Source organism: Oryzomicrobium sp., assembly GCF_036820405.1.
Classification (GTDB): Bacteria; Pseudomonadota; Gammaproteobacteria; order Burkholderiales; family Rhodocyclaceae; genus Oryzomicrobium.
This window is the reverse complement of record NZ_DAISLS010000008.1, coordinates 1-13,863: the sequence shown is the minus strand read 5'-3', so window position 1 is coordinate 13,863 and position 13,863 is coordinate 1. Positions and strand designations below refer to the sequence as shown.

11 protein-coding genes are annotated in these 13,863 nt (G+C 69.3%); 6 read left to right on the top strand and 5 right to left on the bottom strand.

The genetic code is table 11. From position 1 onward, the window contains the following. The first annotated feature begins 4 nt into the window (after positions 1–4). From kdpC to kdpE, 3 genes are all read left to right on the top strand, one after another. On the top strand, positions 5–643 hold the full coding sequence (gene kdpC / locus V7Z98_RS08690; RefSeq protein WP_293266187.1) for a potassium-transporting ATPase subunit KdpC: 639 nt from the start codon (positions 5–7) through the stop codon (positions 641–643). 135 nt (positions 644–778) lie between these two features. Beyond that, positions 779–3,631: a two-component system sensor histidine kinase KdpD gene (kdpD, locus tag V7Z98_RS08685; protein ID WP_334157690.1), complete on the top strand. Its 2,853-nt coding sequence runs from the start codon at positions 779–781 to the stop codon at positions 3,629–3,631. After that, entirely contained in the window at positions 3,631–4,314 is a 684-nt protein-coding gene (gene kdpE, locus V7Z98_RS08680) for a two-component system response regulator KdpE (RefSeq protein ID WP_293266191.1), read from the top strand. The genes kdpD and kdpE overlap by 1 nt, the downstream gene beginning before the upstream one ends. Positions 4,315–4,954: 640 nt before the next feature. Here kdpE and V7Z98_RS08675 read toward each other — a convergent pair. The 3 genes from V7Z98_RS08675 to V7Z98_RS08665 are packed head-to-tail and all read right to left on the bottom strand — an operon-like array spanning position 4,955 to position 8,035. Continuing rightward, positions 4,955–5,449, bottom strand: coding sequence for a dihydrofolate reductase (locus tag V7Z98_RS08675; RefSeq protein WP_334157689.1), 495 nt, complete (start codon positions 5,447–5,449; stop codon positions 4,955–4,957). A gap of 51 nt (positions 5,450–5,500) precedes the next feature. After that, positions 5,501–7,177 (bottom strand): glucose-6-phosphate isomerase, encoded by a 1,677-nt coding sequence (pgi, locus tag V7Z98_RS08670; protein WP_334157688.1) that lies wholly within the window; start codon positions 7,175–7,177, stop codon positions 5,501–5,503. 36 nt (positions 7,178–7,213) lie between these two features. Beyond that, positions 7,214–8,035: a thymidylate synthase gene (locus V7Z98_RS08665; RefSeq protein ID WP_293266197.1), complete on the bottom strand. Its 822-nt coding sequence runs from the start codon at positions 8,033–8,035 to the stop codon at positions 7,214–7,216. Positions 8,036–8,163: 128 nt separating this feature from the next. On the opposite strand from V7Z98_RS08665, the gene V7Z98_RS08660 reads away from it, so the two are divergent. Continuing rightward, positions 8,164–9,681 carry a hypothetical protein gene (locus tag V7Z98_RS08660; RefSeq protein ID WP_334157687.1) on the top strand — a complete coding sequence of 506 codons (1,518 nt, stop codon included), beginning with the start codon at positions 8,164–8,166 and terminating at the stop codon, positions 9,679–9,681. A 42-nt stretch (positions 9,682–9,723) separates the two neighbouring features. Here V7Z98_RS08660 and mog read toward each other — a convergent pair whose 3' ends face one another. Then, positions 9,724–10,326, bottom strand: coding sequence for a molybdopterin adenylyltransferase (mog, locus tag V7Z98_RS08655; RefSeq protein WP_334157686.1), 603 nt, complete (start codon positions 10,324–10,326; stop codon positions 9,724–9,726). Positions 10,327–10,339: 13 nt separating this feature from the next. Next, on the bottom strand, positions 10,340–10,945 hold the full coding sequence (gene yjgA, locus V7Z98_RS08650; RefSeq protein WP_334157685.1) for a ribosome biogenesis factor YjgA: 606 nt from the start codon (positions 10,943–10,945) through the stop codon (positions 10,340–10,342). A 94-nt stretch (positions 10,946–11,039) separates the two neighbouring features. Here yjgA and pmbA point away from each other — a divergent pair, with 94 nt between their 5' ends. Together pmbA and V7Z98_RS08640 are read left to right on the top strand one after the other, a co-directional pair. Further along, entirely contained in the window at positions 11,040–12,431 is a 1,392-nt protein-coding gene (gene pmbA, locus V7Z98_RS08645) for a metalloprotease PmbA (protein ID WP_334157684.1), read from the top strand. Between the two features lie 196 nt (positions 12,432–12,627). Further along, positions 12,628–13,719, top strand: coding sequence for a TRAP transporter substrate-binding protein (locus V7Z98_RS08640; protein WP_293266207.1), 1,092 nt, complete (start codon positions 12,628–12,630; stop codon positions 13,717–13,719). The last annotated feature ends 144 nt before the right edge of the window (positions 13,720–13,863 follow it).

Genomic DNA, 13,863 nt, shown 5'->3' with positions numbered 1-13,863 from the left:
GGCCATGAATTCGCCCACCCTCACCCCGGCCGCCGGCGCGGCCCAGACCTCCGCCCCCCGGGAAACCGCCGGCCTATGGCGGCCCGCCCTGTCCCTCTTCGTGCTGCTCTCGGCCCTAACCGGCCTGGCCTATCCCCTGGCGGTCACCGGCATCGCCGCGGTGGCCTTCCCCTACCAGGCCCACGGCAGCCTGATCGCGGCCAAGGACGGCAAGGCTGTGGGTTCGGCCCTGATCGGCCAGCCCTTCTCCTCGCCCCGCTACTTCTGGGGCCGGCCCTCGGCCACCGCGCCCCAGCCGGACAACGCCCTGGCCTCCGGCGGCAGCAACCTGGGGCCCACCAACCCGGCCCAGGTCGAGGCCGTAGCCGCCCGGGTGGCGGCGCTCAAGGCCGCTGATCCGGGCAACAACGCCCCCATTCCCCAAGACCTGGTGACCGCCTCGGGCAGCGGCCTGGACCCGCATATCTCGCCGGAGGCGGCCCTCTACCAGGCCGCCCGGGTGGCCCGGGTCCGGGGCCTCGGTCAGAGCGAGGTGGAGGCCCTGATCGAGCGCCATACCGAAGGGCGCACCTGGGGGCTGCTCGGCGAGCCCCGGGTGAACGTGCTCCAGCTCAACCTGGCCCTCGACGCCCTGCACCGCTGACCCGGCGGGGGCGCAAGCCCCGCCATCCCCGGGCCGCCTCGCGGCGCCGCCGCCCGGCCGCCGCTCCTTGGCCGCCTTGGTCAGGTTGGCCGGCCGGGGGTAACTCAACAAGACTTGATCCTTCATACTCCACCCATGGCCGATCCCTCTGCACGCCCCGACCCCGACGCCCTGCTCGAACAGCTCCAGCAGGCCGATGCCCAGGCCGCCCGGGGCAAGCTCAAGGTCTTCTTCGGCGCCAATGCCGGCGTCGGCAAGACCTACGCCATGCTGGCCACGGCCCGGGCGCTGCGCGAGCAGGGCCAGGATGTGCTGGTGGGGGTGGTGGAAACCCACGGCCGTGGTGAAACCGCCGCCCTGCTCGACGGCTTGCCGGTGCTGCCGCCCCGGGAGCAGGACTACCGGGGCCATCGCCTGCGCGAGTTCGACCTGGACGGCGCCCTGGAGCGCCATCCCGCCCTGATCCTGATGGACGAGCTGGCCCACACCAACGCCCCGGGCTCGCGCCACCAGAAGCGCTGGCAGGACGTGGAGGAATTGCTCGCCGCCGGCATCGACGTGTTCACCACGGTGAACGTGCAGCACCTGGAATCCCTCAACGACGTGGTCGGCGGCATCACCGGGGTGCGGGTGTGGGAGACGGTGCCCGACCGGGTGTTCGACCAGGCCGACGAGGTGGTGCTGGTGGACCTGCCGCCGGACGAACTGCTCAAGCGCTTGCAGGAAGGCAAGGTGTACCTGCCCCGCCAGGCCGAGCGGGCGATCCAGAACTTCTTCCGCAAGGGCAACCTGATTGCCCTGCGCGAACTGGCCCTGCGCCGCACCGCCGACCGGGTGGACGGGGAGATGCGCGCCTGGCGCCGCGACCAGTCGGTGGAAACGGTGTGGCGCACCCGGGATTCCCTGTTGGTGGCGGTGGGCCCTGCCCCGGGGGACGAAAAGGTGGTGCGCACCGCCGCCCGCCTGGCGGCCCGGCTGGAAGTGCCATGGCACGCGGTGTACGTGGAGACGCCGCGCCTGCAACGCCTCGGCGAGCGGGAGCGGGCGCGAATTCTGGCGGTGCTGGCCCTGGCCCAGGAACTGGGCGCCCAGACCGCCACCCTGCCCGGCCAGGACGCCGCCGCGGCCCTGGTGGATTACGCCCGACGCCACAACCTGGCCAAGGTGGTGGTGGGGCGCTCACCCCGGGCGGAACGCTCCGCCCGCCCCTGGGGCTGGCTGGCCGGCCTGCTGCGCCCGCCCATGGCCGGCCGCCTGGCCCGGCGCGGCGACGACCTGGACGTGCTCGAAGTGCCGCGCAGCGACGCCGACCAGCGCATCCGCGGCCGCGGCCCCCTGGACGAGGACGAGGCGGTCGGCGCTGGCCCCCACGGTATGCAGGCCTACCTGCCCTACCTGGCCACCGCCGGGCTGTGCGCCCTGACCACGGCCATCGCCACCCCCCTGCTGCCCTACCTGGACCTGGCCAACATCGTCATGCTGTTCCTGCTCACCGTGCTGGTGGCAGCGATGAAGTTCGGCCGGGGGCCGGCTGTGCTGGCGGCGGTACTGTCGGTGGGGTTCTACGATTTCTTCTGCGTCCCGCCCATCTATTCCTTCGCCGTCACCGACGCCCAGTACCTGCTCACCTTCGCGGTGATGCTGCTGGTGGGGCTGGTCACCGGCCAGCTCACCGCCAACCTGCGCTTCCAGGCGGCGGCTTCGGCCCGACGCGAGCTGCGTTCCCGGGCCCTGTTCGAACTCGCCCGGGAACTGGCCGGGGCCTTCGCCCCCGAGCAGATCATCGAGATCTGCGACCGGGCGGTGCGTGCCTCCTTCGGCGCCTCGGCCCGGCTGCTGTTGCCGGACGCCACCGACCGGTTGGCCCTGGGGGACGATGCCAGCCTGGACCCGGGCATCGCCGAATGGGTGTTCGCCAAGGGCCTGCCGGCGGGCATGGGCACCGATACCCTGCCGTCGGCGCCTCGCCTCTACCTGCCCCTCAAGGCCCCCATGCGCACCCGGGGGGTGCTCGCCCTGGAGCCGCCGCCGGGAAGCGCGCGCCTGCTGCTGATTCCCGAGGAGCGGCGCCAGCTGGAAACCCTGGCGGCCCTGGTGGCCATCGCCCTGGAACGGGTCCATTACATCGCCGTGGCCCAGGACGCCCTGGTCAGCATGGAGTCGGAACGGCTGCGCAACTCCCTGCTGTCGGCCCTTTCCCACGACCTGCGCACCCCGCTCACCTCCCTGGTGGGCACCGCCGAGGCTCTGGCCCTCACCGGCCAGGGCGGCGAAGGGGCGTCCCTCACCCCGCGCCAGCGGGAACTGGCGTCCAGCCTGCGCGACGAGGCCCTGCGCATGAACGCCCTGGTAAACAACCTGCTCGACATGGCCCGGCTCGAATCCGGCCAGGTCCAACTCAACCGCCAGTGGCACGCCGTGGAGGAACTGCTCGGCAGCGCCCTGGCCGCCCGGGAGAACGCCCTGGCCGGGCACCGGGTGGTCACCGATCTGCCGGCGGATCTTCCCCTGGTGGAATGCGACGGCGTGCTGGTCGAGCGGGTGCTGTGCAACCTGCTGGAAAACGGCGCCAAATACACCCCGCCGGGCAGCACCCTGACCGTGAATGCCCAGGTGGTGGATGGCGGGGTGGCGGGGCGGCAACTCCAGGTGGCGGTCAGCGACGACGGTCCCGGGTTGGCGCCGGGGGCCGAGGAGCTGGTGTTCGCCAAGTTCAGCCGCGGCCGCGCCGAATCCAACGTGCCCGGGGTCGGCCTCGGCCTGGCCATCTGCCGGGCCATCGTCGAAGCCCACGGCGGGCGCATCTGGGCGGAAAATAAAACCCTGCCCGCCCCGGAAGGCGGCGAAGAGGCAGTCTCCGGCGGCGCCCGCTTCGTCTTCGCCCTGCCCCTGGGTACGCCGCCGCGCCTCGACGAGAGCGAAGCCGAAACCGAAGCCGGTGCTGGCGTCACCCCTGCGCTCCTTCCCCCGCCCATGGAATTGCCCTGATGAGTACTCCCGTCGTTCTCCTCGTCGAAGACGAAAAGACCATCCGCCGCTTCGTGCGCACCGCCCTGGAAGAGGGCGGCTGCGAGGTGCACGAAGCCGAGACGGTGCGCCAGGGCCTGATCGACGCCGGCACGCGCAAGCCGGACCTGGTGATCCTCGACCTGGGCCTGCCCGACGGCGATGGGGTGACCCTGATCAAGGAGTTGCGCGCCTGGTCCGCTACCCCGGTGCTGGTGCTGTCGGCGCGCAGCCAGGAGGCGGACAAGGTGGCGGCCCTGGACGCCGGTGCCGACGATTACCTGACCAAGCCCTTCGGCGTGGCCGAGTTGCTCGCCCGCAGCCGAGCCCTGCTGCGCCGCGGCCGCATTGCCGGCGGCGAGCCCCTGGTCTGTTTTGGTGACGTGACCTTGGACCTGGCCGCGCGGCGTGTTACCCGGAGCGGCGACGAGGTGCACCTGACCCCCATCGAATACCGCCTGCTCACCCAACTGGTGGCCCATGCCGGCAAGGTGGTGACCCAGCGCCAGCTGCTGCGCGAAGTGTGGGGGCCGAGCCACGCCGAGGACGGCCACTACCTGCGCATCTACATGGGCAACCTGCGCAAGAAGCTGGAGGCCGATTCGGCCCGGCCGCGCCACTTCCTCACCGAGACCGGGGTGGGCTACCGCTTCCAGCCGGATTGAGCGGCGTCCGGGCGGGGCGCACAGAGTGGCGCCGGGCAGTTTGGCTCGGCGCGCGGCAGGGGCAGGGCCAGCGGCGTGGGATGGGCGATCGCTACGCCCTGCTCTGACCCGTTGGGCCGGGCCGGCGTTGTGCACAAAACGCGTTGCCCCAAACCCTAGGCGGGGCGAGGACTTTCAGAGGGTATGCCTGGAACGCCGCGCCAGTGCTCGCATTGCGGGGCGCCTAGTTGGAGAGCAAGTATTGATGCGGCTTTCCGCGAGGCTGCCATCGCAGCGGTACGGGCAGTGCCGCGCCGGCGGCGGGGAACGAACAGGGGGCGATCCGGCGGCCTGTGAAAAATGCGATGCCTCAAATCCTAGGCGCGGCGCGGACTTTCAGAGGGTAGGCTTGGAACGCCGTGCCAGTGCTTGCGTTCCGTGGCGCCTAGCTGGGGAGCAAGGATTGACGCGGCTTTCCGCGAGGCGGCCATCGCAGCGGCTGGCTGGGAGGCAGGGGGCGAATGGGGAGCAGCGGCGAACTTGGTGGACGCAGTTGCACGAGTGACGTTGTGTCCGGTCTCGGGTGAGTAAGGGGGCGGCCTGTCCCGCCTTCCCTGCGTCTGCCGTGTGGCGGCTTCCCGAGGATGGGCCGGTGCCCGGCTCAGATGCGCTCGTAGGTGACGAAGGCGTAGGCGGTGCCGTTGGCGCCGGTGTGGGCCTGCCGGTCCGTTTCGCGCCACTGGTCGCGCTCCCAGGCCGGGAAGCGGGCGTCGCCTTCCGGCGCCAGATCCACCTCGGTGAGCACCAGCCGGTCCACCAGGTTCTGGGCCAGGGCCTGACGGTACAGCTCGGCGCCGCCGATCAGGAACACCTCGTCTCCCCCGGGGGCGGCGGCGGCGTGGGCCAGGGCCGCTTCCAGGCTGGTGCGCACCGTGGCGCCGGGGGCGGCGTAGGCGCCGTCCCGGGTCACCACCACGTTCTCCCGGCCGGGCAGGGGCCGGCCCAGGGATTCCCAGGTCTTCCGCCCCATCACCACCGGGTGGCCCAGGGTGGCGGCCTTGAAGTGCTTCAGGTCCTCCGGCAGGTGCCAGGGCAGGGCGTTGTTGCGGCCGATGATGCCGTTGGCGGCGACGGCGGCGATCAGGGTGGTGGTCATGGTCGTGGCGGAAAAGACAGTGGCGGGGCGGCGGTCGGGGCCTCGGGATGCTTAACGGTGGCCGTGGCGCTGGCAGTAGGCCACCAGGCCCCGGGTCGAGGCGTCCAGGTCGTCGGCGGGGGCGCCTTCGAGCACCGGCAGTACCCGGGAGGCGACCCGCTTGCCCAGTTCCACGCCCCATTGGTCGAAGGAGTTGATGCCCCACACCACGCCCTGGACGAACACCTTGTGCTCGTAGAGGGCCACCAGGGCGCCCAGGTGGAAAGCGTCCAGCCGGGGCAGCAGCAGGGTGGTGGAAGGCTGGTTGCCGTGGAACACCTTGAAGGGCAGCAGAGTATGGATTTCGTCTTCCGACAGGCCCTCGGCCTCCAGTTCGTGGCGGGCCTCGGCCTCGTTGCGGCCGAAGGCCAGGGCCGCGCTCTGGGCCAGGCAGTTGGCCAGCAAGGGGGCGTGGTGGCCGGGCAGGGGGTAGTCGCTGGAGGCGGCAGCGATGAAGTCGCAGGGCACTAGCCAGCCGCCCTGGTGCAGCAACTGGAAGAAGGCGTGCTGGCCGTTGACGCCGATTTCGCCCCAGACGATGGGATTGGTGCGGCAGGGCAGGGGCAGCCCTTCCCGGGAGACGGCCTTGCCGTTGCTCTCCATTTCCAGCTGTTGGAGGTAGGCGGGCAGGGAACGCAGGGACTCGTTGTAAGGCAGCACCGCCGAGGTTTCGGCGCCGAGGAAGTTGGTGTTCCAGATGCCGAGCAGGGCCATCAGCACTGGCAGGTTGCGTTCCAGGGGCGCCTCGCGGAAATGGGCGTCCATGGCGGCGGCGCCCGAGAGCAGGCGCTCGAAGCCGCCCATGCCGATGGACAGGGCCACCGACAGGCCCACCGCCGACCACAGGGAGTACCGTCCGCCGACCCAATCCCAGAAGGCGAAGACGTTGTCGCCGGGAATGCCGAATTCGGCGGCCCGGGCGGGCTCGGCGGTGACGGCGACGAAGTGCCGGGCCAGGGCCGCCTGGTGGTGGGCGGTATTGCCCACCGCCGAGAGCAGCCATTCCCGGGCGGTCTGAGCGTTGATCAGGGTTTCCTGGGTGGAGAAGGTCTTGCTGGCGACGATGAACAGGGTCGCCCGCGGGTCCAGGGTCTCCAGCAGCGGGGCGAGCTGGGCCCCGTCCAGGTTGGAGACGAAGTGCAGGTGCAGCCCCGGATGCTCGAAGGCGGACAGGGCGCGCACCGCCATCTTCGGCCCCAGGTCCGAGCCGCCGATGCCGATGTTGACCACGTGGCGGATCGCCTCGCCGGTATAACCGCGCCACAGCCCGGCACGCACCCGTTCGGCGAAGTCGCGCATCTGGTCGCGCACCTGGCGTACCTCCGGCATCACGTCGAGGGCGGCGGAAGGGAAGGGCGTCGGGTCCAGGTGGCGCAGGGCCGGGTGCAGCACGGCGCGCTTTTCGCTGGCGTTGATCGTCTCGCCAGCGAACAGCCGGGTCCGCCAGCCTTCAACGTCGGCAGCCCTCGCCAGGTCGGCGAGCAGGGCCATGCCCCGGGCGTCGATACGCTGCTTGGAAAAATCCACCAGCAGGTCGCCCAGGGAATGGGACATGGCGGAAAAGCGCTCCGGCTCGGCGGCGAAGAAATCGCGCAGATGCCGTCCGTGCAGGGCGTCGCGGTGGGCGGACAGGGCCTGCCAGGCCGCAGTGTGGGTAATCGGGAGGAGGCAGACGTCCTGAGCGGGCATGGTGGTCGTCAGTGTTGTGGTCGATCGGGGCGGCGGTTACACCGCCACCGGCGCGGGAATGTGGGGATGCGGATCGTAGCCGTCGAGGCGGATGTCCTCGAAGCGGAAGGCGAACAGATCGCGCACCTCCGGATTGAGGTGCAAGGTCGGCAGGGGCCGGGGCTCCCGGGACAGTTGCAGGCGCGCCTGCTCCAGGTGGTTGGAATAGAGGTGGGCGTCCCCTAGGGTGTGCACGAAATCGCCCACGCCGTAGTCGCACACCTGGGCCACCATGTGGGTGAGCAGGGCGTAGGAAGCAATGTTGAAGGGCACCCCGAGGAAGATGTCGGCGCTGCGCTGGTAGAGCTGGCACGACAGCTTGGGGCGCGGATCGGCAGCCTCCGGGTCGCCCGGGGCGACGTAGAACTGGAACAGGGCGTGGCAGGGGGGCAGGGCCATGCGGTCCACCTCTCCCGGGTTCCAGGCCGACACCAGGTGGCGGCGGGAGTCGGGGTTCTTCTTCAGCGCTTCGACCAGCTGGCCGAGCTGGTCCACGGTGCGGCCGTCGGCGGTTTCCCAGCGGCGCCACTGCTTGCCGTAGACCGGGCCCAGTTCGCCGTTCTCGTCGGCCCAGTCGTCCCAGATCGAGACGCCGTTGTCCTTGAGGTAGCGGATGTTGGTGTCGCCCTGGATGAACCACAGCAGTTCGTGGATGATGGAGCGCAGGTGCAGCTTCTTGGTGGTGACCACGGGAAAGCCGTCGGCCAGGTTGAAGCGCATCTGCCAGCCGAACACCGACAGGGTGCCGGTGCCGGTGCGGTCGGTTTTCTTCTGGCCGTGCTCGAGCACGTGGCGCATCAGGTCGAGATAGGGTTTCATGCGGCTGGAATCGGGGCGACACTATAATGAATGGCAAGATTGTACCCTGCCCGGCCATGCCTCCCGAGCCGGGCCCGCCAACAGCCGTTCCGACAGACCACCCCCGGCCCGCCGGGGCGGAGATTTCCATGCCCGAGTTGTCCGCTGCAATTGCCGCCGACCACCCCCTCGCCGATCCGGCGGGGTTGCGCTTGGCCCTCACCGCGGTGGATACGGGCAATCCCTTCAAGGCCCTGGATGCTCTGGCCGGCTGGCTCGAATCCCTGGCCGACAGCCAGGCGTGGCGCCCCGATGCCCTGTTCGACGTGCTCTGCGCCCTGGACGATGCGGCCCGCCCCCATCTGACCAAGCTGGCCCATGACTATCTGGGCGCTTCCTCCCTGTCCCGGGGCGAGGAGCGGCGCCTGGCCTTGCTCAATATCGATTTCCGCGGGCTGCTGGTAGCCCGCTACGAATCCTGCCTGCTACGCCTCGAAACCGGCCGGGCCCAGCCCGGCATGGGCGCCCTGGCCGCCCACCTGCCGGCCCTGGTGGTGCGTCTGCTCAAGGCCCAGGGGGCGGCGATCCGCTGGGCCCGCTACCGCTACGGCGCTATCGGCGGCGACGCCTGGCGCCGTCTCGGCTGGGCCTACGGCATCGCCGAGCGGGAGGATGTGGCGATGCGCGAGGTGCGCCTGGACGGCGACGGCGGCGCGACCTCGCCCCTGGCCGAGTACCTGCGCATCCTGATCCTGGCGACCTCGGCCACCGACGGGCTGAATCCGGCCGAGGTCGATCTGGCCGACCGGCTGGGGGCCTGGTTCCGGCCCCATTTTCGCTTCGTCCGCGAATCGGGAGCCGATAGTGTTTACTGGGTGGATTTGGCCCAGCCCTTGCCGCCTACCCGCCTGGCCCAGGAGCCGGCGGCGGCGCCGACCCTGCGCTTCTTTTCCCCGGGCGATGCCCTGGCCGCGTTGCAGTCCTTCACCGCCCAGGCCGAGCAGGGGCGCCTGCCGCCGGCCCTGGACCTGGGGCCGGGTAACGGGGTGGAACGGCTGCTGCCGGTGTTGCGCCACTTGGCGATGCATTGGGCGCCGGTGCCGCCCCTGCGCGCCCAGCAGCGCCACCGGGTCCATGCCCGGATGGCCGTGGTGGTGGGGTGGGATGCATGCAGCCAGGTGTTTTCCGGCGCCAGCGACGAGGTGCTCGACCGGGCTGCCAGTTGGGTGGTGGAGGACATCAGCCTGGGGGGCTGCGGCGCCTCGGTATCCGGCTGGGACGATGGATTGCGCGCGGGAAGCCTGGTCGGCATGTTGCCCGAGGAGGGCGGTGCCTGGCTGCTCGGAGTGGTGCGCCGCTTCCGCCGCGAGAGCGACACCGTGGCCAGCGTCGGGGTCCAGACCCTGAGCCGCAACGTCAAGCCCGTGGCCCTGCGGCCCCTGGGGGGGAAACACTATGGCGTGGTGGTGCCCGAACCGGCACTGTGGTTGCGCGACGGCAGCCGGGGCAACGAGGCGCGCTTCGTCGTTCGCGCCGGCGCCTTTGCCGATGGCGAGGCCCTGGAAACCGTCATCCAGGGCGCCCGGGTGGTGCTCGAGCCGGTAGGCCGGGACGAGGCCGGCCGGGGCTACGCGGTGGTCCGCTACCGGGCCCACCGGGCGGCTTGATCCGTTTGAGAATCGCTCAAGCCGCCAGGATCGGCGGCGCGGTTACGCGGCCGGCGGTTTTTGCGCCGACTTGGGGCGGAAGGCCTTGACCACCTCGTCCCGGGTTTCGATATAGGGGCCGCCGATCAGGTCGATGCAGTAAGGCACGGCGGCGAAGATGCCGGGCACCACGGGCTTGCCCGATTCGTCCTTCAAGCCTTCCAGGGTTTCCTTGATCGACTTGGGCTGACCGGGCAGGTTGAGGATCAGGCTGCGGCCGCGGATCACCGCCACCTGGCGGGAGAGGATGGCGGTGGGCACGAATTCCAGGCTGATCCGGCGCATCTGTTCGCCGAAACCGGGCATTTCCTTGTCGCCCACGGCCAGGGTGGCCTCGGGGGTCACGTCCCGGGGCGATGGGCCGGTGCCGCCGGTGGTCAGCACCAACTGGCAGCCGGAGCGGTCGGCCAGGTCGATCAGGGCTTCCTCGATTTCTGAGCGCTCGTCGGGGATCAGGCGCACCTCGGTTTCGAAGGGGGTGATCAGGGCCGCGGCCAGCCAGTCGCGCAGGGCCGGAATACCCTTGTCTTCGTAGACGCCGCTGGATGCCCTGTCGCTGACGGACACCAGGCCGATCTTGAGGGGGGAGTGGTGGTGCTGGGCCATGGCGTGCTCCGGATCAGAGGGGGGCGTCGAGGTCGTCTTGCGCCTCTTCTGCCGGTGGGACGCTCGCTGCCGCCTCCAGTTCCTTGAGTACCTGGAAGAGGGTGCGGAAGGCCTTGGGCGGTTTGTTCAGCTCCCGCTCCTTGAGGGCGTTGCGGCGCAACTGGCGCAGGTACTGGATGTCGGCGCCCGGGTGGGCGGCCAGCACGTCTTCCAGGGCGCGCTCGTTTTCCAGGATCTCGCTGCGCAGGCGCTCCAGGCGGTGCAGCTTGGCATTCTCGACCGCCGAGACGCCGTCGAAGGCGTCGATGGCGGCCTGTAGGGGTTCCGGGTCCGCGTCGCGCATCAGCCGGCCAATGTACTGCAACTGGCGGCGCCGGCCCTCGAAGTCGGTAATGCGCTGGGCTTCGCGCAGCGCGTCGCGCAGGCCGTCGGGCATCTCCACCTTGGCCAGCCGGTCGGCCGGCAGCTCGACCAGGCGCACGCCCAGGGCCTGGAGCGCTTCCACCTCCAGCTTGCGTTTGGTGCGGGAGGCGCGGCGGCGCGGCTCTTCGTAATCGTCGTCCGGGGCGTCCAGATCGACGAACAGGGGATTGTCGTGGTGACGGCGGCGGGTGGTCATGAACTGAGGTGGGGCTGGCCGCGGGGCGGCGCCCCGCTGGGTTGGAAAAGTGGACTGCTATGATAGCGACTTTGCCTCACCTGACCGAATTCCTATGGCTGCCAAGCGTTCCTTGCGTTCTCCCGCCCGCCCGGTTTCCCGGGGCGAGGCTTCGTCCCGCTTCTCCCATTCCCTCGACGACCTGAAGACCCTGGCCGCCGATGTGGTGGCGGTGGCCATGAAGGGGGGCGCCAGCGCGGCCGAGGCCGACATTTCCGAGGGCTTCGGCCAGTCGGTGACGGTGCGCTGCGGTGAGGTCGAAACCCTGGAGCACAACCGCGACAAGGGCATCGGTGTCACGGTGTATTGCGGCACCCGCAAGGGCTACGCTTCGACCAGCGACTACTCGCCGACGGCGATCCGCCAGACCGTGGAGGCGGCGCTAGCCATCGCCCGCTTCACCGCCGAGGACCCGTGTGCCGGCCTGCCCGAAGCCGAGTTGCTGGCGGACGGCCGGGGCGACCCGCAACTCTATTACCCCTGGCGCCTCGACGTGGATGCCGCCGCCGATCTGGCCCGGCGCTGCGAGCAGGCGGCGTTTGCCGTCAGCGGCCAGGTGAAGAATTCCGAGGGGGCCACGGTGTCGGTCCAGGAAGGCCAGTTCGCCAGCGCCAACAGCCTGGGTTTCGTCGGCGGCTACCCGACCTCGCGCCACTACATCGCCTGCTCGGTGATCGCCCAGGACAAGTCGGGCATGCAGCGGGACGACTGGTATTCGACCCACCGGGACCCGGAGGCCTTCCCGGCACCGGAAGAAATCGGCGACTATGCTGCCCGCCGCGCCCTGGCCCGCCTGGGGGCCCGCAAGGTCAAGACCTGCGAGGTGCCGGTGATCTTCGAGGCGCCCCTTGCCTGCGGGCTGCTCGGCAACTTCACCCACGCGGCTTCCGGCGGCAGCCTGTACCGCAAGTCGTCGTTCCTGCTCGACAAGCTGGGGCATCGGGTCTTTGCCCCGGGCATCCGCATCAGCGAGCGCCCTCATCTGGCCAAGGGGCTGGCCTCCAGCCCGTTCGACAGCGACGGCCTGCCGACCCATGACCGGGAGGTGGTCCAGGACGGCATCCTGTCCGGCTACTTCCTGTCGGTCTATACCGCCCGCAAGCTGGGCCTGGCCCCCACCGGCAACGCCGGGGGCAGCCACAACCTGATCATCCAGCCCGGCCAGCACGATCTGCCGGGGCTGATCCGCCAGATGGGTCGGGGCCTGCTGGTCACCGAACTGCTCGGCCACGGCGTCAATTACGTGACTGGCGATTATTCCCGCGGGGCGGCCGGCTATTGGGTGGAAAACGGCGAGATCGTCCATCCGGTGGAAGAGATCACCATCGCCGGCAACTTGCGCGACATGTTCCAGCGCATCGTCTCGGTTGGGAGAGATGTGGTCGTCTGGGGTTCGAAACAGAGCGGCTCGATCCTGATCGAACGGATGACGGTGGCGGGCGCCTAGGCTGGGTTTGCGGTGAAACGCGTTACGGATTGATTCATCCGGCGCGTGTCTCCTGCTGGAGATCGTTTATTCATGGGCTTTTCCGCAAAACGAAAGCCGATATAATCGATTGCATGTTTGGCAATTCGCGGCCCGCAAAGCCCGTTTGCCGGCATGTCCGGAAACGAAACAGTTCCCACCAGGAGGAGACCCACCCATGCAACGTAGAGACTTTCTGAAGAAAGCGACCGTTGGCGCCGCCGCCGGTGCCGCCGCCACCGTGGCAGCACCTGCCATCGCTGATTCCCTGCCCACTATCAAGTGGCGCCTGACGTCGAGCTTCCCGAAGAGCCTCGACACCATCTACGGCGGCGCCGACGTGCTGGCCGACCGGCTGAAGAAGCTCACCGAAGGCAAGTTCACCGTCCAGGTCTTCGCCGCCGGCGAAATCGTTCCGGGCCTCCAGGCTCTGGATGCCGTCCAGCAGGGCACCGTCGAGCTCTGCCATACTTGCTCCTATTACTATGTGGGCAAGGACAAGACCTTCGGCTTCGGCACCTCGGTGCCCTTCGGCCTGACGTCCCGGCAGCAGAACGCCTGGCTTTACTATGGCGGCGGCCAGAAGCTTCTGGACGACTTCTATGCCAACTACAACGTCGTCTCCTTTGCCGGCGGCAACACCGGTGCCCAGATGGGCGGCTGGTTCCGCAAGGAAGTGAACGGCATGGCCGACGTGAAGGGCTTGAAGATCCGCATCGCCGGCCTGGGCGGCGAAGTCTTCTCCCGCCTTGGTGCGATCCCCCAGCAGATCGCCGGCGGCGACATCTATCCGGCCCTGGAAAAGGGCACCATCGATGCGGCGGAGTGGGTCGGTCCCTACGACGACGAAAAGCTCGGCTTCTACAAGGTCGCCAAGAACTATTACTACCCGGGCTGGTGGGAGCCGGGTCCCACGATCCACTTCTTCGTTAACAAGAAGGAATGGGACAAACTGCCCAAGGTCTACCAGGAAGCCTTCCAGGCGGCTGCCTACGAGGCCAACATCATCATGCAGGCCGAGTACGACCATAAGAACCCGATCGCGCTGGCCAAGCTGATCAGCCAGGGCGTGAAGGTTCGCCGCTACCCCAACGACGTGATGGCCGCCGCCCGCAAGTCGGCATTCGAGCTTTACCATGAAGAGGCGGGTAAGAACCCGGCGTGGAAGAAGATCTTCACCGAATGGGACAAGTACCGCAAAACCCAGCACACCTGGTTCAGCCTCACCGAGGCCAGCCTTGAGCAATTCATGTACGCCAACAATAAGTAACAAGGCGGGGCGGCAGTGCCCGCTCCTCCATACAGAAGTACCTGGACCCGGTGTTGCCGGGTCTTTTTTTATCATGTGGAGGTAAAGGTGTTGACGTCCTGGATTTGGTGCGTATAATTCGCCCTCTCGCTGCTTGGGCGGTGA

Bases quoted from the DNA above. Each gene is read 5' to 3' on its own strand.
- kdpC (WP_293266187.1), top strand. From the start codon at position 5: ATGAATTCGCCCACCCTCACCCCGGCCGCCGGCGCGGCCCAGACCTCC.
- kdpD (WP_334157690.1), top strand. From the start codon at position 779: ATGGCCGATCCCTCTGCACGCCCCGACCCCGACGCCCTGCTCGAACAG.
- kdpE (WP_293266191.1), top strand. From the start codon at position 3,631: ATGAGTACTCCCGTCGTTCTCCTCGTCGAAGACGAAAAGACCATCCGC.
- V7Z98_RS08675 (WP_334157689.1), bottom strand. From the start codon at position 5,449: ATGACCACCACCCTGATCGCCGCCGTCGCCGCCAACGGCATCATCGGC.
- pgi (WP_334157688.1), bottom strand. From the start codon at position 7,177: ATGCCCGCTCAGGACGTCTGCCTCCTCCCGATTACCCACACTGCGGCC.
- V7Z98_RS08665 (WP_293266197.1), bottom strand. From the start codon at position 8,035: ATGAAACCCTATCTCGACCTGATGCGCCACGTGCTCGAGCACGGCCAG.
- V7Z98_RS08660 (WP_334157687.1), top strand. From the start codon at position 8,164: ATGCCCGAGTTGTCCGCTGCAATTGCCGCCGACCACCCCCTCGCCGAT.
- mog (WP_334157686.1), bottom strand. From the start codon at position 10,326: ATGGCCCAGCACCACCACTCCCCCCTCAAGATCGGCCTGGTGTCCGTC.
- yjgA (WP_334157685.1), bottom strand. From the start codon at position 10,945: ATGACCACCCGCCGCCGTCACCACGACAATCCCCTGTTCGTCGATCTG.
- pmbA (WP_334157684.1), top strand. From the start codon at position 11,040: ATGGCTGCCAAGCGTTCCTTGCGTTCTCCCGCCCGCCCGGTTTCCCGG.
- V7Z98_RS08640 (WP_293266207.1), top strand. From the start codon at position 12,628: ATGCAACGTAGAGACTTTCTGAAGAAAGCGACCGTTGGCGCCGCCGCC.